Annotated in this window: 17 protein-coding genes; 13 read left to right on the top strand and 4 right to left on the bottom strand. The window is 71.6% G+C overall.

The genetic code is table 11. From position 1 onward, the window contains the following. Both ACWD26_RS35570 and ACWD26_RS35565 read right to left on the bottom strand, forming a co-directional pair. On the bottom strand, positions 1-94 hold a 94-nt coding region (locus ACWD26_RS35570), incomplete at its 3' end, for a transposase (RefSeq protein WP_451276382.1). A 786-nt stretch (positions 95-880) separates the two neighbouring features. Then, complete coding sequence (locus ACWD26_RS35565; protein ID WP_451276370.1) at positions 881-1,165, bottom strand: hypothetical protein; 285 nt, start codon at positions 1,163-1,165, stop codon at positions 881-883. A gap of 362 nt (positions 1,166-1,527) precedes the next feature. Here ACWD26_RS35565 and ACWD26_RS35560 point away from each other — a divergent pair, with 362 nt between their 5' ends. The 6 genes from ACWD26_RS35560 to ACWD26_RS35535 all read left to right on the top strand — a co-directional run bounded on the left by ACWD26_RS35560 (position 1,528) and on the right by ACWD26_RS35535 (position 8,638). Then, complete coding sequence (locus ACWD26_RS35560; RefSeq protein WP_451276368.1) at positions 1,528-2,172, top strand: choice-of-anchor M domain-containing protein; 645 nt, start codon at positions 1,528-1,530, stop codon at positions 2,170-2,172. Next, entirely contained in the window at positions 2,172-3,842 is a 1,671-nt protein-coding gene (locus ACWD26_RS35555; protein ID WP_451276380.1) for a choice-of-anchor M domain-containing protein, read from the top strand. The genes ACWD26_RS35560 and ACWD26_RS35555 overlap by 1 nt, the downstream gene beginning before the upstream one ends. Before the next feature lie 96 nt (positions 3,843-3,938). Beyond that, on the top strand, positions 3,939-5,474 hold the full coding sequence (locus tag ACWD26_RS35550) for an anchored repeat ABC transporter, substrate-binding protein (protein WP_451276366.1): 1,536 nt from the start codon (positions 3,939-3,941) through the stop codon (positions 5,472-5,474). An 8-nt stretch (positions 5,475-5,482) separates the two neighbouring features. Then, positions 5,483-7,006, top strand: coding sequence for a TIGR03773 family transporter-associated surface protein (locus tag ACWD26_RS35545; protein ID WP_451276364.1), 1,524 nt, complete (start codon positions 5,483-5,485; stop codon positions 7,004-7,006). Then, on the top strand, positions 6,999-7,760 hold the full coding sequence (locus ACWD26_RS35540; RefSeq protein WP_451276363.1) for an anchored repeat-type ABC transporter ATP-binding subunit: 762 nt from the start codon (positions 6,999-7,001) through the stop codon (positions 7,758-7,760). The genes ACWD26_RS35545 and ACWD26_RS35540 overlap by 8 nt, the downstream gene beginning before the upstream one ends. Continuing rightward, positions 7,757-8,638 carry an anchored repeat-type ABC transporter permease subunit gene (locus ACWD26_RS35535; RefSeq protein ID WP_451276361.1) on the top strand — a complete coding sequence of 294 codons (882 nt, stop codon included), beginning with the start codon at positions 7,757-7,759 and terminating at the stop codon, positions 8,636-8,638. The genes ACWD26_RS35540 and ACWD26_RS35535 overlap by 4 nt, the downstream gene beginning before the upstream one ends. A 353-nt stretch (positions 8,639-8,991) precedes the next feature. Here the strand turns inward: ACWD26_RS35535 and ACWD26_RS35530 are convergent, their stop codons facing one another. Both ACWD26_RS35530 and ACWD26_RS35525 read right to left on the bottom strand, forming a co-directional pair. Continuing rightward, the gene (locus ACWD26_RS35530; protein ID WP_451276359.1) at positions 8,992-9,330 is read right to left on the bottom strand and encodes a hypothetical protein; all 339 of its coding nucleotides are present in this window, start codon (positions 9,328-9,330) and stop codon (positions 8,992-8,994) included. Between the two features lie 16 nt (positions 9,331-9,346). Beyond that, entirely contained in the window at positions 9,347-9,505 is a 159-nt protein-coding gene (locus ACWD26_RS35525) for a hypothetical protein (RefSeq protein WP_451276357.1), read from the bottom strand. 402 nt (positions 9,506-9,907) lie between these two features. Here ACWD26_RS35525 and ACWD26_RS35520 point away from each other — a divergent pair, with 402 nt between their 5' ends. Genes ACWD26_RS35520 through ACWD26_RS35490 form a run of 7 tightly spaced genes read left to right on the top strand, consistent with a single transcriptional unit; the run spans position 9,908 to position 21,580 of the window. Next, entirely contained in the window at positions 9,908-11,695 is a 1,788-nt protein-coding gene (locus ACWD26_RS35520; protein ID WP_451276355.1) for a non-ribosomal peptide synthetase, read from the top strand. Continuing rightward, a complete protein-coding gene (locus ACWD26_RS35515; RefSeq protein WP_451276353.1) occupies positions 11,692-16,134 on the top strand; it encodes an SDR family NAD(P)-dependent oxidoreductase in 4,443 nt (1,480 codons plus the stop codon). Before ACWD26_RS35520 ends, ACWD26_RS35515 begins: the two co-directional genes overlap by 4 nt. Beyond that, a complete protein-coding gene (locus ACWD26_RS35510) occupies positions 16,131-16,655 on the top strand; it encodes a 6-pyruvoyl trahydropterin synthase family protein (RefSeq protein WP_451276351.1) in 525 nt (174 codons plus the stop codon). The genes ACWD26_RS35515 and ACWD26_RS35510 overlap by 4 nt, the downstream gene beginning before the upstream one ends. Then, positions 16,652-17,491 (top strand): alpha/beta fold hydrolase, encoded by an 840-nt coding sequence (locus tag ACWD26_RS35505; protein ID WP_451276349.1) that lies wholly within the window; start codon positions 16,652-16,654, stop codon positions 17,489-17,491. The genes ACWD26_RS35510 and ACWD26_RS35505 overlap by 4 nt, the downstream gene beginning before the upstream one ends. A 25-nt stretch (positions 17,492-17,516) precedes the next feature. Further along, positions 17,517-18,128, top strand: coding sequence for a GTP cyclohydrolase I FolE (gene folE / locus ACWD26_RS35500; protein WP_451276378.1), 612 nt, complete (start codon positions 17,517-17,519; stop codon positions 18,126-18,128). A gap of 12 nt (positions 18,129-18,140) precedes the next feature. Beyond that, complete coding sequence (locus tag ACWD26_RS35495) at positions 18,141-19,835, top strand: ABC transporter transmembrane domain-containing protein (RefSeq protein ID WP_451276347.1); 1,695 nt, start codon at positions 18,141-18,143, stop codon at positions 19,833-19,835. Beyond that, the gene (locus ACWD26_RS35490; protein WP_451276345.1) at positions 19,832-21,580 is read left to right on the top strand and encodes an ABC transporter ATP-binding protein; all 1,749 of its coding nucleotides are present in this window, start codon (positions 19,832-19,834) and stop codon (positions 21,578-21,580) included. The genes ACWD26_RS35495 and ACWD26_RS35490 overlap by 4 nt, the downstream gene beginning before the upstream one ends. The last annotated feature ends 1 nt before the right edge of the window (position 21,581 follow it).

The following is a 21,581-nucleotide window of genomic DNA, read 5'->3' as shown; positions in this document are numbered from 1 at the left end:
CCCGGGAGACCCAGCTCGCCAGGGTGGTCTCGTTGATCCCCAGGTCCTCGGCGACCTCGGCGATCGTCTTGCCGGTCTCCGTGACGATCCGCACAACCCCTCACGGAACTCCGGATCGAACTTCCGTCGCTTCTCCGCCATGACTCCCAACTTCCCCTGCAGTCACGGTCTTCACGCTACGAGGGGAGGGACAGGAGGGTCACTTGCCGCAATGCCTCCAAGTTTGATGGCTGCTTCGCCCAACGTCCCGTGTACTTGGCTCCAGCCTTCGGCGAAGGCCAGGTAGGCACTCTTGCGCGATCGCGAAGAGCACGAGTCCGTTCAGCATCTATCTGAAGGCGGGCTTGCCCTAACTGCGTCTCAGACTGGATCTTGGCCTGTTGCTCTGCTTTCCTTCCGGTGATCCACGCGGATGCCGTAGCGCCGACGGCGCCGACGGCGGCGCCGATGACACCACCGAGGAGTCCTGCAAGTCCTGCGTCCATGGCGTGATTCTGCTGGCCAAGCGGTGCGTGTTACCAGTAGGGCGCGATTGTTGTGCCTGGTCACCGGCGCCACTCAGTCAGGTCGCTGACTCAGTCAGGTCGCATGGGCCTCTGCTGCTGACATCGGCTGCGTAGGCGGCCCAGTCCCCGGGCGGCAGTTGTTGCAGCGGGGGCCGTCGGGCAGTCGTGTCGCGACGGGGCATGCGTCGGCCGCAGTCGACGCACTCCTCCAGGTTCGAGGGCTGTCTGATCATGCAGTTCGGGCACAACGGCCGGCCCTCGGCGTCGCGGGTGGCGGGCTCACGCACGGCTCCGCAGCCGAAGCAGGGGACGGCCGCGTGGCGGGCGAAGCAGGCTCGGCAGATCCTCTTGCCCTCCAGCAGTTTGGACAGCCTTCACTCCGTGCAGCGCGCGCAGGCAGGCCGGACCACCTTGGTCGCCCCGGCCTCGACGAGCTCATTGATGAACCGCAGGGCAGGCGCTGGTGGTTGTCCGGTCCGCAGCAGCGGCGTCGCGTCGTGCAGGGCCTGGGCGGGGCTTCGGCGGCCTGCTCGTGCGCGTACGACCGTGAGGACGATGTCGCGGATGTGCTCGGCGGGTAGATGCTTTTCGACATTGCCGACCCGGCGCACGACCAGGCCGACTGGATCCGCAAGGACCTCGTCGGCGAGACCAGTCACCGGTCGGCTCCGGTGATCCGGGCCCTCCGGGGACGCAGGCCGCCGACTCCTTCGGAGATTGAAGTCCCACCTGCGGCGGCCTTCTTCGGCTTCGTTGCGGAGCTGGCCACGGCGATGGGCTCAATGAGGTCGTCCATGGTGCAGTCGAGGACGTCCCCGCCTGGAACGCGGTGCTGAGCGTGCCGCCGAAGAGCCGTACCTGCAAGTGCGTGCCTGCGCTGCCGCGCTGGAGTGCCGCCGGTCAGTCGCAGGTGTGCTTGCCCCCGGATGCTGCGGCAATCTCATTGCAAACGCTTGATGAAAACGATTATCGTATTGATCTGTGCCCGAGCGGGCATGAACATGACCCATGGGGGTTTCTCTTGCGTACCCACAGACGCCTGCTGACCGTCACCGGCCTCGCCGCCGCCGCGCTCGCAACCGCCGGTCTCAACACGTCGGCCTTCGCCGCCACCACGCTGACCAGCGGTCACGTCGACGTCCTCGACGCCGAGTGGGACGGCGCCGACCTGCACCTGCACGTCCATGACGAGGAGAGCGAAACCGAGTACGAGCCGGCGGACGTGACGCTGTCCGTGCCGGCGGCCGCCAAGGTCACCAACCCCGGCTTCGGCTTCCTCGGCTCCGGCAGCCAGATCTGGCTGCTGCCGGACACCGAGGCCGAGGCCGACGCGGCAGGTGTGCTGTTCCCGGGCATCTCCACCGAGCACCTCACGACCGGCGTCTTCGCGAACAACAACGTCACCTACCGACTGGTCAGCGCCACCCGTAACGGCGCCGCCACCGAGGACTTCAGCATCTACGCGGGCAGCGGCAGCCGCTGGTTCGACAGCAACACCGCCACCACGAACTTCAAGTCCCGGACCTTCGCCGTCGCCACCCACAACCACGCCAACTGGGCCTTCGAGGAGGCCGGTACCTACCAGCTCACGTTCAGGGTCCAGGGCACGGTCGGCGGAGTGACCGAGTCGGCCACCGAGACCTACACCGTCGTCGTCAGCTCGTGATGCGAGCCCTGACGCGCGACAGACGCGCCTTCACGGCCGCGGTTCTCGCCGCGGTGACCGCGGTGCTCCTGGGCGCGGCAGGGCTGGTCGCCGGCGGCAGCGGGGCAGCCCGCGCCGCCGGCGGTGCCATCGTCCTCGACGAGGGGGAACTCGACTTCACGCCCCGGCTGGTCAACGGGAAGCTCCAACTGCAGATCGACGACCGGAGCGGCGCCTCGGCGGTGGTGCGCGAGCCGAAGGACGTGGTGCTGCACGCCGTGCAGGCGTCCCTGCAGACCACCCTCGACCCGGTGGCCACCGCGCTCGGTACCACGAACATGGACTCCTGGCAGCTCAACGGCTGGGAGGCGGAGAACATCTTCGCGCCGGAGCCCGGCTGGAACGGCTCCGAGGCGGGAGGGGACACCGAGGTCACGCTGTCCGGGTACGACGGGCCCGGGGACTTCGGTCTGGCCGCGTACACCCGCGAGATGGACAACGAGGACGCCTCGGCGATCCCGTACCTCGGCAGTGTCGCCTCCGTCCAGCGCGCCTTCACCCTGCCGGCCGACGAGGAACGGCTGCTGCCCATCTGGCAGTTCACGGCGGAGGGCGTCTACCGGCTGACGTTCACGGTGACCGGCGGCGGTCTCACCGACACCGAGACGCTGGCCGTGGTCGTCGGCGACGACGTCGACCCGGCCGACGTGCTGCCGGGCGACGGTACGACCCCGACCGCCTCTCCGCCGGACAGCGGCACGCCCACCGCGAGCACCCCCGCCGCACACGTCATCGACAACGGGCATCTCGACCTGGCCGCCCGGCCCGTGGACGGTTCGCTGCGGTTCCAGATCAAGGAGGGCACCGCACAGTCGTACAAGTGGTACGAGCCCGACGAGGTCGTGCTGCATGTGAAGCCGGCGGCCCGGCGGAAGATCACCGAGGGGCACGAGTTCCTCGGCAGGCCGGGTGGCCCCGTGTGGTGGCTGCCCATCCAGCAGATCGACGGTCTCGTCTGGCCGGGCTGGAGCACCGACCAGTTCAAGAGCTCCGAGATCGACGGCCGCGTGGCGTTCCGGCTCGACGCGCTGCGGGGCCCGGGAGGGTTGAGCATCTTCACGGAGGGCTCGGTCGGCTCCGTGAACATGCACGCCCACAGCGGGGACGGGCTGCCGGACAGCTTCGACCTGTCCGTGCCGACCCACCGCCACACCGTCTGGGCCTTCGCGGCCGAGGGCGTCTACCGCACGACCTTCACCGTCAGTGCCACCCTCGCCGACGGCACGAAGGTCAGTGACACGGAGACCCTCGCCTGGGTGGTCGGGGACGACGCGGACCCGTCGACCGTGAAGCCGGGTGAGGGGGACGAAGCCACGGCGACGCCGACGACCACCCCTTCACCGTCGGACTCGGTCTCCGGGGCGCCGACCGCGACGGCGTCCCCGTCGGACACGGTGAGCGCGCCTGCATCGGCGACGGGCTCGGGCTCCAACACCTCCGGTTCCGGCGGAACCTCGTCGACCGGCAGCAGCGGCGGCAACGGGGGCAACGGCGGCACCGCGCCGACCGGCAGCCTCGCCTCCACCGGTGCGCAGAGTGCCGTGCTCGCGGGCGTCGCCCTGGTCGCGGTGGTGCTGGGGGGCGCCGCGGTGCTCCTCGTACGGGTACGGCGTCGCCGTACCGCCCAGTGAGAGCTCCGCGTACGACGGACCGGCGCCTGGCAGCCCCCCCGGTCCGTCGTACGCGGCATTTCGTGTCCGGTCGTGTTCGAGAGAAGGAGGAGCCCCATGCGGGGCCACCCCAGACGCACCACCACCATCGCCGCGCTGGTCGCGGCGAGCGCCGCTCTGCTCTCCGGGTGCAGCGGGATGCAGACCGGCTCGTCCGACGCCGAGTTGACCGTGTCGACGACGACCGCGATCATCGCCGACCTCGTCGAGCAGGTGGGCGGCGACCGCGTCGACGTGACGTCGATCGTGCCCCACCACGGCGACCCCCACTCCTACGAGCCGAGCCCGGGCGACGCGGCCAAGGTCGCCAAGGCCGACATCGTCTTCAGCAACGGCCTGCTGCTCGAAGAGCCCGGGATCATGAAAATGGTCCACACCAATGCCAAGAAGTCCGCCCCGAAGATCGAGATCGCCGAGAAGCTGGAGCAGTACGGCGGCACGGTCATCAAGCTGGAGGAGGACCTCGGGCTCGACGTGCTGTGGCTCGGCTGGGCCGTCGAGGGCGAGGTCGCGGGAGACGGCTCCCAGGTGCGTACGACCGCCACGAAGGTGGAGGGCCCCGGCGAGCTGCGCGTCTATCTCACCGACACCCTCGGCAGGCCCAAGGTGTACATCGACTCCGCCGACGGACTCGACGACACCGACTCCTTCACCCTGCCCCCGGAAGCGCACACGCACGTCAACTGGGCGTTCAGCGAGCCCGGCACATACCGCCTGACCGTGGCGGGCCGGACCGAGACCCTCGACGGCAGGACCGAGGAGATCGGCAGCGGCACCTTCACCTTCACCGTCGGCGACGACACCGAACCGCCCCAGGGAGCGACGGTGCTCGACAGCGGCCACGCCGACGTCGCGCTCAACGCCGAGACCGGGAAGGTGTACGTCCGCGCCGACGACGACAAGAGCGGCGAACCGGCACGCCTCGCGGCCGACGACGTGGTGCTGAACGTGCCCGACCTGGCCAAGGAGGCCGTGCCCGGGGAGAAGCCGTACTCCTTCCTCGGCGAGGCGGGCGACGACGTGTGGGTCCTGCCGCAGGCCGTGATCGGCAAGCACGTGCACGGCGACATGGACCCGCACGCCTGGGCGGACGTCGCCAACGCCGAGGCGTACGTACGGCGGATCGAGGCCGAGCTGAGCAAGGCCGATCCGGAGGGGAAGGCCACGTACGAGAAGAACACCGCCGCGTACCTGAAGACGCTCGGCGCTCTCGACGAGGAGGTCGCCAAGAAGCTCGCGACCGTACCGGAGAAGAACCGCAAGCTGATCACCACGCACGACGCCTTCGGGTACCTCGCGAAGGCGTACGGCATGGAGATCGCGGGCTTCGTCGTGCCCGTGCCGAACCAGGAGCCGAGCGCGGCCGAGGTCGAGAAGCTCGGCGACACCATCCGGGAGAAACGGGTCCCGTCGGTGTTCCTGGAGCCCAACCTCGCGGCGCGCGCCGACGTGCTGCGCCGGGTCGCCGAGGACGAGGGGGTCGGCATCTGCACGATCTACGGCGACTCGTTCGACGACAAGGTCGACGACTACGTATCGATGATGCGGCACAACGCGACGGAGCTCGCCGAGTGCCTGGGGGAGGACGCCTGATGAGAGGCATGCGGAGAGTCCAACGGGTCGCTGTCGGGGTGGTCCTCGCAGTCACCCTGGCGGGGGGCGGGGTCGCCGTCGCGGACGACGGTACGGCCACCGGGCCCGGCCTCGGACGTATCGCCTACGTGGACGGGGTGTTGACCCTGGACGCGGCCGACGGCGCCCATGTGATCGAGGTCGGCGACGCGGGGGTGACGGACGCGTCGGCGCCCGGGTGGGACACCACGGGCGTGCCCTCGGGTGCCGTCGACGGGGACACCGTGCGGTGGTCGCTGACCGGGCTGGACGGGCCGGGCGAGCTGAGGGTGTACTCGGACGTGAAGGAGGACGACGGCGCCGGCGAGGCGCTGCTGTTCGACAGCGCGGACGAACTGCCCGACGAGCAGAGGCTGCCCGTCGGGCAACGGGCCGGTACGCGCTGGGAGTTCAGTGAAGAGGGCACGTACCAGGTCATCTTCACCGCCGAAGCCACGACGGCGGACGGGCGGGAGCTGTCCGTCGGGACCGTGTACACGGTCGTGGTCGGGGACACGGCGGACGGCGAGGACCCGGCTGGGGACGAGCCCGTCGCCGAGGAGACTCCCGCCGGGCGAACGGTCGAGGACGAGCAGGCCCCGACGACGGGCACCAAGGCTGTGACGGAGTCGGCCCAGGGCGAACGGCGCACCGCCCTGGCCGCCACCACGGTCTCCGCCGACGTCGCGTCCGACAAGAAGGTCCTCGACGAGGGCCACGTCGACTTCGCCGCCCGCGTCGTCGACGGCAAGCTGCAGCTCCACATCAAGGACGGCACTGTCTCGGGGAAGACCACGTGGCGCGAACCTTCCTCCGTGGTCCTGCACATCAAGCCCGCGGCCAAGAACACCCTGCCGGACAGTGACGAGTTCGCCTTCCTCGGCAAGGGCGGCGACCCGGTGTGGCTGCTCGACCAGGTGCAGCAAGAGGGGCTGCTGTGGCCCGGCTGGTCGACCGACAACATGGCGGCGGGCGCGACCAAGGGGGGCGTGAAGTTCTCACTCACCAAGGTCGAGGGTCCGGGACTCTACGCGCTCTACACATATGACGCGATGTCGGGCGCGAACGTGCTGTTCAACAGCAAGGACGGTGTGCCGGACTCCTTCGACGTCGCCCCGAACACGCACGCGCACGGCGGGTGGGCGTTCACCGAGGAGGGGACGTACCGGCTCACTTTCCAGATGAGCGGGAAGCTCGCCGACGGCAAGGCGGTGAGCGACACGGAGACGGTGACGTTCGTGGTGGGGGACACCGACCCCGGCTCGGTGACGCCGGGCGACGGTTCGGGGGGCGGTTCGGGCGACGACTCGGGGAACGGCGGATCCTCCGACTCGGGGGGCTCCTCCTCCGACTCCGGCTCCGGCAGCGACTCCTCCTCGGGCGATTCCGGCGGTTCGATGGCCTCCACCGGCGCCGGTCAGGCCGTGCTCCTGGGTTCGGCGGCCGCCGTGCTCACCGCCGTGGGCGCCGTGTCCTTCCTGGCCGCCCGGCGCAGGAGAGCCGCACATGACTGACGGTCTGCCCGAGGGCACGCACCCGCTGCTGCGGGTCACCGGCGCGACCGTCGTCCTCGGCGGGAGACCCGCCCTGGAGAAGGCCGACCTGTCCGTCGGCTCGGGCGAGCTGGTCGGCCTCATCGGCCCGAACGGCGCCGGGAAAACGACCCTCCTGCGGGCCGTCCTCGGCCTGGTTCCGCTGACGGCGGGCGAGGTGGCCGTCGAGGGCCGGACCGGCCGGCGGGCAGGTCAGCGCATCGGGTACGTGCCACAACGGCACGAGTTCGCCTGGGACTTCCCCATCGACATCGCGGGCGCGGTCCTCACCGGCCGCACCCGGCGGATGGGCTGGCTGCGCCGCCCGGCCGCGGCCGACCGGGCGGCGGTCGACGAGGCGCTGGAGCTCACCGGGCTCGCCGAGCTACGGCGACGCCCCATCGGTGAGCTGTCCGGTGGTCAGCGACAGCGCGTCCTGGTGGCCCGCGCCCTGGCCGCCGGTCCGCGCATCCTGCTCCTGGACGAGCCGTTCACCGGAGTCGACGTCCCCACCCAGGAGTTGTTGAACGAGCTGTTCGGCCGGCTGGCCGCGGAAGGCAAGGCGCTGCTGATGACCACCCATGACCTGGCGGCCGCCGCCCGCACCTGTCACCGGGTGGCGCTGATCAACCGCACGGTCGTCGCCGAGGGCGGCCCCGAACTCCTCGCCGACCCCGACCAGATGCTGCGCGCCTTCGGCCTCGACCGCGCGATCGGCACGGTGACCGCGTCATGAGCGACCTGATCGCCCTCCTCACCGATCCCTGGCAACTGCCCTTCATGCAACGGGCCTTCGCCGTGGCGGCGATCATCGGCCTGGTGTGCGGGGTGATCGGCGTGTACGTCGTGCTGCGCGGCATGGCGTTCATCGGCGACGCCGTCGCCCACTCCGCGTTCCCGGGTGTCGCGCTCGCCTACGCCTTCGAAGGCAACCTCCTCCTCGGCGGAGCCGCGGCCGGCATCACCACCGCCGTGCTCATCGCCTTCGTCTCGCAGAACAGACGGCTGAAGGAGGACACCGTCATCGGTGTGTTCTTCGCGTTCGCCTTCGGGCTCGGCATCGTGCTGGTGTCCACACGCGACAGCTGGACGACGGATCTGTCGTCGTTCCTGTTCGGGCAGGTGCTGGCGGTGAGCGCGGCGGACGTGTGGACCGTGGCCGGTATCGGGGCCGTCCTGGTCCTCGTCGTCCTGCTGATCGGCAAGGAACTGGTCGCCGTCAGTCTGGACCGCGAGACGGCACGAGCCGCGGGCCTGCCGGTGTTCCGCCTCGACCTGACCCTGTACGTCCTCGTCACCACGACGATCGTGATGTCGCTGGAGGCAGTCGGCAACATTCTCGTCCTCGCCCTGCTCATCACCCCCGCCGCCACCGCCCGCATGCTCACCGAGCGACTGTGGGCCATGACCCTGCTGGCCTCCCTCATCGGCTGCGCCGGAAGCGTCGCGGGCCTGTACGTCTCGTACACCTACGACCTCGCCGCAGGCGGCTCCGTCGTCGTCGTCCTCACCGCCCTGTTCGCCCTCACCTGGTGCCTGGCACCCCGCCACGGACTGCTCGCGAAACGCATCAGACGCCCCGATCCCACGGCGCTCGCGCCCGCCGACCGATAATCGCCCTTTGGGGCCGGCGGCCCCAAAGGGCGCGGGTATGGGCGGCACATCGCCGCGCTGTCGGCGACAGAGCGGCCGCCGCGATCAAGGAGCTCGGAGTATCGGATCGACTCACCTTCGCGGAAGCCGGACGGCACGATGACCCAGGGCTCGGTTCACGTCGCTGGTGATCCAGCGGCTCCAGCCGCGGGCCCCGCCCAGTGCCCGAGCTGCATGCCGGGCCCGAACGAGCCATGGTTTGGCCAGGTCGGTGTGGAGTTCCCTGTCGAACCGGCGAAAGTCCCGAGTGACGGTGAACAGTGTCAGTTGCGTTGATGTCGTGATCACGCGAGGCGGTTCGGGAAGCGGCGGCTTCAGCACGCGCCGCCTTGCCTTGCCGACCCGGGCCCGCCGTTCTTGGGCCGCTGGAGGTTCGCGAAGAACAGCTGCCGGCAGATCACCCGCCGTAGGTACGGCTCGATCACCGAAGCCTTGCCGCTGGCCTTGATCGCCCAGGTCGCCTGGGCCCGGCAGAGACGGCAGTAGCCGTATTTGTCGTCGACCGGGACCTGTCGTCGGCAGCCGACGCAATCGCCGACGGCGTGTTGCCGGCCGTAGGTGTAGCAGCCGCGGCAGAACCGGCCGGGCAGCTGCCCCCAGGCGAAACACCCCGAGCAGGAGGCCGCCGGCTTGTTCTCGCTGATCTTCCCCATGGTGGCGGTGACCAGGTCACATCGGCGGTAGCTCCAGGAACAGCAAGTACGTGGTCAGCGCCTGCGCGCGAGCCAGTCGGGTGCCGCTCGGCGAGCCCCGCAGCACCTTCCCGAAGTACCCGTCGGCGTCGGTCGGCTCCATGTCCCACAGCGGCCGGCCGAACCAGGCCCGCATGCCCTGAAGTTACGTCACGAGCTTGAAGAACACCCCAAGGAGACACAACACCCTGGCCACAGGGACAAAGACTCAGTAGGGCTCAGGGAGCTCGCGGGATGTCGCACAGTTAGCCCTGCGGCCAGAGTCCGCCGGACAGGGCCCCGGCGGCATTGCGTCGGGTTCTTGATCGACCTCAACTCTTGACACGTCTTTCACTCTGACACACCATCGTCGAAGCGCTTCGATCATTGGATCCGAAGATTTGAGTGTCCAGGGGGAGGGCAAAGGGGACAGGCGCAGCATTCCGCGCGAAGCACGGCATCCTCTGAAGCGCTTCATATTCGAAGCGCTTCACTCGGTGAGGTTCGTCAGAACACGTCCGAAACCCGGCTGAGGAGTTCCGTAATTTCCAACGACTTATTGGCACTCTGTCTGGGGCTGCCCCTCGAAAGCCCCGCGGCGTCGCCGGAGGCGACGGCTCTGACGGATGGAGAGACGAACCTCACCTACGCCAGGCTCCACGACCTGGTCGTCCAAGAGGCCGCCGCACTGCGCCGGAGCGGCGTGGGGCCCGGCTCCCTCGTACCGCTGTCCTTGCCGGAGCGGCGCACCGCCCGCACTATCGTGTCCCTGCTGGCGATCCTGGCCGCTGGCGCGGCGTTCACCCCGGTTCCGGCGGGAGCGGAGAGCGAGCCGGTGGTCCGCGCGATCATGTCGGACCGTTCCGCCTGGCCCGACCATCTCTCGCCGCTCTCCGCCCCGGCCTACATCCTGTCCACCTCCGGCAGCACCGGCCCGGCCAAGCACACGGTGGTCACCAGGGAAGGCCTTCGGGCGGTCTTCGCCGGCCTGTACGCCCGGTTCCGCGACCACCTGCCGCCACTGGCCACCTGGACGCAACTGCATCCGTTGACCTTCGGGTTCAGTGTCTGCGAGGTGCTCGGGTGCCTGACGTTCGGCGGGACGCTCGTCCTCGTCGAACGCGAGGAGCCGGTGACGTTCACGGCCCTGTCCCGGATGCTGTCCGAGGAGACCGGCCCACACGTGGTGTGTCTGACCCCGTCGGAACTGTCGGTCCTGGTCAGTGCGGAGAACGCGCCGCTTCCCTCGCATCTGCTCCTCAGCGGCGAACCGGCCCACCGGGCACCGCTGCGTGACGTCTTCAGACGTACGAGGGGCGTGCCGCCGGTCGTGGTGAACACCTACGCCGCCACGGAGACATCCGGACAGATCACCGCGGACCTCGTCACCGCCGAGCGGCTCGACGCGGTCCTCGCGGGCCATGCCGGGCGTCCGCTCCCGGGAGTCGAGGTCGTGCTGCTCGGCCGGGACGACGAGCCGGTTCCCCCGGGTGACACCGTCACCGAGGGGGAGATCGAGGTGCGGGGCGCCACGGTGTCGGCGGGGTATCTGGACGCCGCCGCACACGGGGCGAAGTTCGCCGCCACCGACGCGCGACGGGCGTTCCGTACGGGTGACCGGGGGCGCTGGGCCCTCGACGGCGGGCTGGTGGTCACCGGGCGCAGCGAGCGCCGGGTGAAGCTCGCCGGACGCTGGACGGCCCTCGACGAGATCGAGCGGGCTCTCACCGAAGACGGCCTCGTGGCCGAGGCGGTCGCGGCCGTCGAGGAGTACCCCGTCGACGACGACGCCTCGGCCGGACGCCTTCTGGTGGCCGTCGTCCCCGCAGGGGCGACGCCCGCCGAGACGGCGGCTCAGGTGCGGCGGCGGGTGTTGCGGCTGCTCGACGGCCCGGTCACCGTCCGTACCGTCGTGCACGAGACGATCTCCCGCACCGCCCACGGCAAGACGGACCTGGCCGCGCTGCGGCGGACGCCGCGGGCGTCGGACCGGGGCGCCGGGCTCGCCGCCACGGTGATGGGCGTGTGGACGGAGCTGCTGGGGAGCGGGTTCTCCGCCGACGCAAACCTCTTCGAGAGCGGTGTGGACTCCCTCGGCGTGGTCGCCGCGGCGGCCCGGCTCACCCGGGAGCTGGGGCGAGAGATCTCCCCGTCGTTCCTCCTTGACCACCCCCGGATCACCCTCCAGATCAAGGCTCTCTCCGACCAGTCGGACCAGGCCGCGCAAGCAGAGTCACGAGTACGTCAGGCAAGCCCCCGGGGCAGCGTCGCCGACCGACGGCGGGCGGCCCGACGCCCGGACGGCGCCCCTGTGCCGCCCGTCCCTACACAAGGAGTGATGCAGTGAACGACCGCGATGTCGTGGTCCTCGGATACGCGTGCCGGGTTCCCGGCGCATCGGACGTCGCCGCGCTGTGGAAACTTGTCGCGGAGGGCAGGGACGTGGTCACCCGTGCCGCGACCAACGTCGGCGCCACCGCTGGCGGCCGCGTCCACGCCTATGGGTTGGTGGAGGGAACGGAGCAGTTCGACGAGGACTTCTTCGGCTACTCGCCGAAGGACGCGGCCGAGATCGACCCCCAGCAGCGCCTGCTCCTCCTGTGCGCCGTGGAAACGCTGGAGGCGGCCGGGCTGAGGCCCTCCGCGTTCGACTACGACATCGGGGTGTGGGCCGCCGCCGGCCTCAGCTCCTATTTGCTCCAGACATGGGACCCGGCCCTGAACGGCACGGAGGGAATGTCGGCCCTGATGGGCGGCGACCCGCACTACGCCGCCACCCGCATCGCCTACAAGCTGGGCCTGACCGGACCGGCGATCTCGATCGGTTCCGCCTGCTCCTCCTCGCTGCTGGCGATCCACTCCGCGTCGCAGGCCATCCGGGCCGGGGAGTGTGATCTGGCCCTGGCCGGCGGAATGGACATCGAGCATCCGCAGCCCATGAGCTACCTCCACCAGGAGGGCGGCATCCTCGCCAGCGACGGCGTCTGCCGGCCTTTCGACCGGGACGCCACCGGCACGGTGTTCGGCTCCGGCGGCGGCCTGGTGCTGCTGGCCGACAGGAGCCTGGCCGAGCGGGAGGGCTGGCCGATCAGGGCGGTGCTGCTCGGGTCGGCCGCCAACAACGACGGGGCTGCCAAGGCGTCGTTCACCGCCCCGAAGTCCTCCCGTCAGGCCGATGTGATCCGGCAGGCGCTCGCCGCCGGCGGCGTGGAGCCGGGCGAGGTCACCTACGTGGAGTGCCACGGAACCGGCACCAGACTGGGCGACCGCAGCGAGCTGGACGCCATGACCGCCGCCTACGGCCCGGGGTCCCGGATCGCGCTCGGCTCGGTCAAGGCGAACGTCGGGCATCTGCGCGTCGGCGCCGGTGTGGTGGGCTTCATCAAGGCGTGCGAGATGCTGCGTCACCGGACCCTGCCGCCGGTCGCCAACCTTGCCGAGCCGTCCGGGTCGGTGGACGAGGCGGGCTTCGTCGTACCGGCCGGGGCGACCCCCATGCCCGATCCCGACTCCGCGGTCATAGGCGTCAGTTCCTTCGGCTTCGGCGGCACGAACGTCCACGCCGTCGTCGGCGGTGTCCCGGCCATGGCGGGCGGGGCCACGGACGCCCAGGAGGCCGAACACACCGAGAACACCGACAGCGCCGAGCACACTGACCACGTGGTGCTCCAGGTCTCCGCCGCCACTCCGGACTCCTGCCTCGCCACCTCCGTACGGCTGGCCGATCACCTCCGAGCCGAGCCACGGGTCCGGCTGGACGCGGTGGCCGGGACCCTGCGCCGGGGCCGGGAGCCCAAGCCGTACCGGCTGGCCGTGGTCGCCCGGGACCGGGAGGCCGCGCTCTCGGGTCTGGAGGGCGACTCCGCCTTCGCCGTCGAGGGCTGGGCCTCCGCGGCGGTGACCCCCGTCGTCCTCGTCCCGGGACAGGGCTCCGACCTCGGCCCCCTCGCCCGCGCGCTGTGGCAGTGGGAACCGGTGTTCACGGACGCGTTGTGCCGCCACTGGTCCCGGCTGGGCGAACTCCGCCCCTGCACCGCGGACGTCGAGACGGCGCTCGCCGACCCCGAGCGGCTGCCCCGGGGACAGCGTCATGCCTGGCACACCGCGGTCGCGCTGGCGGTCGTCGAGCAGTTACGGCACCGGGGGCTGCCGGACGGCCCCTGCGCCGGATACTCCCTGGGCGAGTACGCCGCGGCGGTCGCCGCCGCGGCCGTCGACGCCGACCGGGCCCTGGCCCTGCTGATCGACCGGGGCGAGGAACTCGACCGCACCGCTCCGGACGGCCGGATGCTGGTGGTCCAGGCGGGCCCGGAGCAGGCCGCCGAAGTACTCCCGGACCTGGTCCCGGCGGCCGTGCTCTCCGACGAGCGTACGGTGTTCGCGGTCGCCGCCGACGCGGCCGACGAACTGCGCGACCGGCTTGCCGCGGCCGGTCTGGCCAGCCGTGACGCCCACGTCGACCTCCCGTACCACTCGCCGCTGCTCGGCGAGTCCGCGGCCGCCTTCGCGACCCCGGCACGGTCGGCCGCGCCCGGGGAGGCGAGCCGCTGGATACCCACGCTCGGCTCCGACGGACAACTGTCCTCGTACTGGGAGCGGCACCTCGTCCAGCCGGTAGATCTTCGAGCGGTCGCCCGCTCGGTGGGCGACCTGGCGAAGGAGACCCGTCCGGCGCTCGTCGACCTGAGCCCCGACGGCTTCCTCGGACGCGCGGTGCTCACCGGCGCGTCGGACGTCGTCACCGTCCACCCCTGTCGGTCCGCCGACGACCACCGCGCCGCCTATCTGCGCGCGCTGGCCGGGCTGTGGGCGGCCGGGATCGAGCTCGACCTGAGCCGGCCCGACGAGGCCGCGACCACGGTCGACCTGCCCTCGCGGGTCTGGGATCTCCGTCCCCACCTGAAGGAACGTCCGGAGGGCAGCGAGCCGGCCGCGGTCCGCAAGGGCAAGCGCATGGTGGTGCGGGAGCGGTCCCTCGACCGCTGGATGTACCACCCCAGCTGGCGCATGCGCCGACGCTCTCCGCAGCCGGAGGACGTGGCGGGTCAGCGCTGGCTGGTGTTCGCGGGACGCGACGGGTTCAGCGACCGGGTCGTCACCGAACTGCGCGCGCTCGGCGTCGAATGCGTCCTGCTGCGCCCCTTCGACGACGTCGTCCCGGGCGACGAAGAATCCGTCAAGGCCGCACTCGCCGGGCTGGACCTGCGCTCCCGGCCCGTGCAGCGGGTCGTGCACCTGTGGTGCGCGGACGCATTGACGGACTCCGGAGAACTCGACGGCCGGCTCGCCGCTCTGGACACCGAACTGTCGCACGGCTTCTACACCCTGCTGTTCGGTTTCCAGGCCCTCACCTCCCACCAGGGCGCAGCGCCGGTGCGGCTCGACATCGTCGCCCACGGTGTGCATCCGCTCGACGGCACCGGCCCGGCCGTGTCGCCGGAGCGTTCCCTGCTCGCCGGTCCCGCGCTGGTCATCCCGCAGGACTTCCCCTTCGTCACCGCCCGCTCCATCGACATCAGTGCGGCTCCCGATGTCGCCGAGACGGTGGCGGAACTGTGCGCCCCCGCCGGGGACCACGCGGTCGCCCTCGCCCCGGGCGGGCGCTGGGTGCGCGCCTACGAACGCGACCACCTGCCCGAGGTCGAGGCGGGACAGCTGCCGCTGCGGCTGCGCGAGCGCGGCGTCTACCTGATCACCGGCGGGCTCGGCGGCATCGGCATGACCCTGGCTGACTACCTGGTCCGCACCTGCCGTGCCCGGCTGGTCCTCACCGGACTGGATGCGGTGCCGCCCACCGAGCCCGGCGCGGTCCCGCCCGACGACGATCCGGGGCTCGCGGAACGGGCCGAACGGATCCGTAAGCTGGAGGCGCTCGGCGGCGAGGTGCTCGCCGTGCGTTGTGACGCGGCCGACCGGGAACAGACGGCCGCCCTGTTCGAGGAGATCGACCGCCGCTTCGGCGGACTCGACGGAGTCGTCCACGCCGCCGGTGTCTTCGAGACCCGACGGGCCTTCCGCAGTCTGGCCGAGACCGGCCGGGAGGACTGCGAGCGGCGGCTGCGCCCCAAGGTGCAGGGCACCCTGATGCTGGCCGAGTTCCTGCGGGGCCGCCGACTGGACTTCGTCCTCATGCAGTCCTCCCTCTCCTCGCACCTGGGCGGCCTCGGCTTCTACGCCTACACCGCGGGCAACGCGTACATGGACGCGTTCGCCGAACGGCACCGCGGCGACGACATCCCGTGGATGACGGTGAACTGGGACGGCTGGATCTTCCGGGAGCGCGACGACGACGCCCCCCGCGAGTCCGTGGTCTCGCCGTCCTTCGCCTCCCCCGATTTCGGCGTCGTCGCCGAGATCGCGATCCGGCCCAGCGAGGGCGCCGAGATCTACGGCCGGTTGATGAACCTGACCACGCCCCATCAGGTCCTCGTCTCCACCGCCGACTTCGACGCCCGCATCGACCAGTGGATACGCGGCGCCGAGTCCGGTCCCTCGACCGAGCCGGCTCCCGAGCCCGCCGACATCGCCTGGGCCGACCCGGTCGCGGCACAGGTGGCCCGGGCCTGGGCCGACCTCTTGGGCGCCGACGACCTGCACCCGGACTCCAACTTCTTCGCGCTCGGCGGCGACTCGCTGCTCGGTGTCTCGCTCGCCCACCGGCTCAGCCAGGAGTTCGACACGGTGCTCAGCGCCATCACCCTGTTCGAGAACCCCACCATCACGCAGATGGCGAAGGAGATCGCCCGGGCCACCGCTCACGGCCAGGACCACGAGGGGGAAGCATGACCGACCACGCCGTACGACCGGCCACGCGGATCGACGAGTCCGGCCCGCTCCACCACGCGCCGGCCAGGTTCTCCGTCACCAAGCTCTTCGACGACCTGCCCTGCACCCACCGCTCCTGGGCGCACGACGGCAAGTGCGCCTTCCTGCACGGCTACGAGCGGAGCTTCGAGATCGAGTTCGGGTGCAGCGAACTCGAACCGAAGACCGGCTTCGTGGTCGACTTCGGCGACCTGAAGGAGGTCCGTGCGCTGCTCCAGCAGCAGTTCGACCACACGACCCTGATCGCCGTCGACGATCCTCAGCGGGAGTTGTTCGAGGAGCTCAGGCGCTCCGGGGTCATCGACCTTCGGATCATGGACCACACCGGCATGGAGGGAGCCGCCGAGTGGGTGCACGAGCGCGTCGACCGCCTGGTCCGCGAACGCACCTCCGGCCGGGTACGGGTACTGCGCGTCGTCGCTCGCGAATCACGGAAGAACGCGGTGGTCTTCCACGCTCCGGACGCCCGGGGACCGATGTGAGCGGCCGGGACGGTGCCTTCGGCGACGTGGCCGCGGCGGGCTCACTGATCACGGCGGTCGTGCCGCGGCCTGGCGGAACCACCTGGCTGCTGCTGCCCGGATGGCAGCAGTCCGCCGCGCACTGGACACCGGTCGCCCGCTGGTTGACGGGCTCGCGGATCACGCTCCTCGCGGCCGATCTGGCCGGTGCCGCGGCCGGCTGTGCCGCCCCGCGCGGCACCGCGGCGCGCACCGAGGAACTGGTGGACCGTCTGCTCGGCGAACCGGTGACCGCCGAGGTGGCGATCGTGGTGGGTCATTCGGCCGGGGCTCCGCTGGCCGCGCTCGTCGCCGCGGCCCTGCCCGGCACCCGGGGCGTGATCATGGTCGAACCCGTCGCCTCCCACTTCGGCGCCACCGAGCCGCGCCCCGCCGTCCGGGGGCCGGCCGGTGCCCTTGGCGGGCCGCGCGGCCTGCGCGAGCAGTACCCCATGGCGTCCGAGGCCACGCTCCGCAGCATCGACGCCGCGGCACGCAGGCTGCCGCACGGCGGACCGGAACCCCCCGGGCGGACGCCGTCGGACGCCGACGCCGAACGCGCGGTGCTCGCGGGCCGGGCGCTGGCCGCGACCCGCGCACCCGTCCTGGTGCTGCGCGGCCAGGCGTCGGCGCTGCTCACCGCCGAGGACGCCCGGACCCTCGCCGCCATGGCGCCCTCAGGGCGGTGCGTCACCCTCCCGGACACCGGCCACTCACCCCACATCGACCGGCCCCGGGCCACGGCGGCGCACCTGACCGCCTTCGCCACCGAGGTGACCGACCACTCCCCGACCTACGCAGGAGCATCCCGTGAGTGATCACAAGGACGTAGCGGCCGCCCGGCTGGTGAGCAGCCGGGACACGGACGTGCGCACCCGGGGCACGGTCGACCTCGCCCGTATCGAGGACGCCGTCCGCGACATCCTCGTGGCGGTGGGGGAGGACCCCGACCGCCACGGGCTGAAGGAGACCCCCAGACGGGTGGCCCACGCCTACGCGGAGCTCTTCGCCGGACTGCGCGTCGACCCGGCCGACGCGCTGGGCACCACCTTCGAGGAGGGCCACCAAGAGCTGATCATGGTGTGCGACATCGAGGTTCAGTCCTTCTGCGAGCACCATCTGCTGCCCTTCGTCGGCAAGGCCCACCTCGGCTACGTGCCGGGACCGAGCGGCTGTGTCGCGGGACTGTCCAAGCTCGCCCGGCTCGTGGAGATCTACGCCCGCCGGCCGCAGGTCCAGGAGCGGCTGACCTCGCAGATCGCCGACTGTCTGCACGCGGCGCTCGACGCCGCCGGGGTCATGGTGGTGATCGAGTGCGAACACACCTGCATGACGATGCGCGGGATACGCAAAGCGGGCGCCCGAACCGTCACCTCGGCGGTCCGGGGCACGCTGCAGAGCGACCCACGCACCCGTAACGAAGCCATGGAACTGCTGCGGCGCGGCGCGGCCTGACGGGGGAGAGCGGTGCCCGTTCCGTACCACGACACGGCGGACCTGTCCTCCGCCACGACGCCCTGGGGACTGATCGGCCGGGTCCTGCGCCCCGGGGCCGCACGCATGGTCCTGGCTGTCGTCGCCCTGGGCGCGGCGGCGGTCGTCCACATGGTGCTGCCCTGGTTCCTCGCCCGGATCGTCGACGAGGGGCTGGTCGCCAGGGACCGGGGCGCCCTGCTCGCCTGGTCGCTCGGCATGTTCGCCGTCTCCCTGATCAACCCGCTCACCTACGTCATCGGCTACCGGCAGATGGCGCTGGCCGAGGCCGAGGCCCAGCGGCGTACCGCCGACCGCCTGACCGAACGGCTCGGCGAGCGGGCCGGCCGGGAAGGGCGGCGGATCCCGGCCGGCGACATGGTCAATCTGGTCACCGGGGACAACCAGGCCACCGCGTCGATGTACTCCACGGTCGGGCACGGCGCGATGAACCTGATCGCGTTCGTGCTCGGCACGGTCCTCGTCTGGCGCATCCACCCGTGGCTCGGTGTCACCATCGGCCTGGGCGTGGTCGCCACGACGCTGATCGCCGGGCCGCTGCTGGGCCGGCTGCAGCGACGGCAGCGCGACTACCGCGACGAGCTGGCCGACCTCACCGGCCAGGCCGCCGACGTGACGGCCGGACTGCGGGTCCTGCGCGGGATCGGCGGCGAGGAGCGGTTCCTGCAGCGCTACCGCCGGCAGTCGCGGCGGCTGCGGGACTCCGCCTACCGGGTCACCGATCCCAGCTCCTGGGTGCAGGCCCTGCAACAGGCGGTGCCGCTCGGCTATCTCGCCGCGGTCACCTGGCTCGGCGCCCGGCTGGCGCTGTCCGGTGCCATCAGCGTCGGTGAGCTCAGCGCCGCCTTCGGCTACGCCACGGGGCTGATCATGTACTCCGGTTCCCTCCTGGGCAACGCGCACGCGGTGGTCGCCGCGCACGTCGGCGCCGCCCGGCTCGTGGCGGCGCTCGCCGTCGCGGACGATGCCGCAGGGGGGAGCGGTGAGCCGACCCCGTACGGCGATCTGCGCGACGCCCGTACGGGGCTGGTGATCCCTGCGGGGAGGCTCACCGTCGTCGTGGCCGACCGGACCGAGCAGGCCGCCGCGGCGCTGGAGCGGCTGGCCGGCTACGGCGGCCCGGACGCCGACGTCACCTGGGACGGGCGGCCGCTGAGCGGGGTCGAACCGCAGGAGATGCGTCGGGGGGTGATGCTGGTCGCCGACGACGACTACCTGTTCGCCGGGCCGCTCCGCGACGTGCTCAACGCCCCCGACGACGAGACGGCCCTGGCCGCCCTCGACACAGCCTCCGCCGACGACGTCCTGGCCCAGCTCGGCGGCACCCTGGAGGGCGCGGTCGCCGACCGGGGCCGCAACCTCTCCGGCGGCCAGCGCCAACGGCTCATCCTGGCCCGTGCGATCGCCGCCCGCCCCCAGGTCCTGCTGGTTGTGGAGCCCACCTCGGCCGTCGACGCGACCACGGAGTCGCGGATCGCCGAGCGCCTCGCGGCGGCGAGGCGGCACAGCACCACCGTAGTGGTCAGCTCGTCCCCGCTCTGGCTGGCCAGGGCCGATCACGTGGTGCGGCTCACCGGCGACGAGCACACCGGCGGCGACGGGCACGTGGGCGAGGCCGCGCGGTCCGGCGGGCTCGTCGCCACCCGAACGAGGAAGGGAGCACCGTGAGCGTCACGGAGTCGTTCCGGTTGCCCGTCGCCGAACCGCGCGACGTCCGCCGTACCGTCTACCGGCTGCTCGGGCACGAGAAGGGCACGGTCGCGGCGGTCGGCCTGCTCTATCTGGCCGCCGCTGGGGCTGGCGCCGCCCTGCCCGTGATGCTCGGCGGCGTCGTCGACGGCATCCGGGACGACTGGGACGCCACCCGCGTGGACGCAGTCTGCGCGGCGCTGTTCGGGTGTGTCGTGGCACAGATGACGCTGACCAGGCTCGGTCGGCGTCTCGGCCACCGCTTCGGCGACCGCTCCTCCGCCCGCATCAGGGAGCAGGCCCTCGAACGGGTCCTGAGGCTTCCGCTGCGCACCGTGGAGCGCGCGGGGACCGGAGATCTGTCCACGCGGACCACCGGGGACGTCGACACCGTCGCCGGTCTGCTGCGCTCCACCGGGCCCGAGGTGCTCGCGGCAGTCATCGAGGTGCTGGTCGTCGTCACCGCGGCGTTCTTCGTCGACCCGCTGCTCGCGCTCATGCTGGCCGTCGTACTGCCACCGCTGCTGCTGGCCGCACGGGCGTACGTACGGCAGGCGCGCCCGGCCTTCCTCGCGGAACGCGCGGCGCTCGGCGACCTCACCGAGGCCCTCACGGCGTCGGCCGTCGGCGCGCGCACGGTCGCCGCCCACGGGCTGGGGGACCGGCGCACGGCCGTCGGACACCGACTGGCGGACGCCCGGTACCGGCAGCAGCGGCGCATCATCCGGATGCAGAGCTGGTTCCTGCCCACCCTCGACCTCGCCTACGCCCTTCCGGTGTCCGTGATCCTCTGCGCGGGAGGACTCACGGCGCTCGGCGGCGGGGCCAGCGTGGGGGCGGTCGTCGCCTGCGCGATGCTCGCCTACCGGCTCTCCGGGCCGCTGGACCGGATCATGTACTCGCTCACCGAGTTCCAGGAGGCCGCCGCCGCCCTGGCCCGTGTGGAGGGCATCGGCGCGGTCGAGCCGGAGTCGCGCACTGCACGGACGGAGGGCAGCGATGTCGCCCTGCGCCAGGTCACGTTCGGCTACGGCGACGCGCCCGACATCCTCCACGGGCTCGACCTGTACGTCCGGCCCGGCGAACGTCTCGCCGTCGTCGGACCGTCCGGGGCCGGCAAGTCGACCGTGGCCTGGCTCGTCGCAGGCGTTGAGCGGCCCCGCGGCGGAACCGCGTCGATCGGAGACGTACCGAGCGCGGACATCGCGCTGGAGGACCTGCGCCGCACGGTCGTCCTGGTGACCCAGGAGCACCATGTGTTCGCCGCCAGCCTGCGTGACAACCTCGCGCTCGCTCGGGAGGAGGCCGACGACGCGGCCCTGCGGGACGTACTCGACCGCGTGGGCGCCACCTGGTTCGAGGACCTCGCCGATGGCCTCGACACCGTGCTCGGGGAGAACAACCACCCCCTCACCCTCGCCCATACCCAGCAACTGGCGTTGGCCAGAGTGCTCCTCGCCGACCCCGACGTCGTGATCCTCGACGAGGCGACCGTCGGGCTCGACACGCGTTCCGCCGGTGCGGCAGAGGCCGCCCTGGCCGCGGCCCTGGCCGGTCGGACCCTCATCACCATCACCCACCAGTTGCAGGCGGCCGAGGGAGCCGACCGCATCGCGGTGGTCGAGAAGGGCCGCGTCACTGAACTGGGCACCCACGCCGAACTCGTCGAGTCCCGGGGCACCTACGCGGAGCTGTGGGAGGCGTGGAGCGGTGGCCGTGTCTGAC

The organism is Streptomyces sp. NPDC002787, assembly GCF_053592095.1.
Note: the sequence above shows the minus strand (reverse complement) of the source record. Positions and strands in the feature narration are given on the sequence as shown.

Coding starts and splice junctions, on each gene's coding strand:
- ACWD26_RS35550 (WP_451276366.1), top strand. CDS start 3,939: ATGCGGGGCCACCCCAGACGCACCACCACCATCGCCGCGCTGGTCGCG.
- ACWD26_RS35535 (WP_451276361.1), top strand. CDS start 7,757: ATGAGCGACCTGATCGCCCTCCTCACCGATCCCTGGCAACTGCCCTTC.
- ACWD26_RS35525 (WP_451276357.1), bottom strand. CDS start 9,505: ATGCGGGCCTGGTTCGGCCGGCCGCTGTGGGACATGGAGCCGACCGAC.
- ACWD26_RS35540 (WP_451276363.1), top strand. CDS start 6,999: ATGACTGACGGTCTGCCCGAGGGCACGCACCCGCTGCTGCGGGTCACC.
- ACWD26_RS35555 (WP_451276380.1), top strand. CDS start 2,172: ATGCGAGCCCTGACGCGCGACAGACGCGCCTTCACGGCCGCGGTTCTC.
- ACWD26_RS35545 (WP_451276364.1), top strand. CDS start 5,483: ATGCGGAGAGTCCAACGGGTCGCTGTCGGGGTGGTCCTCGCAGTCACC.
- ACWD26_RS35510 (WP_451276351.1), top strand. CDS start 16,131: ATGACCGACCACGCCGTACGACCGGCCACGCGGATCGACGAGTCCGGC.
- ACWD26_RS35530 (WP_451276359.1), bottom strand. CDS start 9,330: ATGGGGAAGATCAGCGAGAACAAGCCGGCGGCCTCCTGCTCGGGGTGT.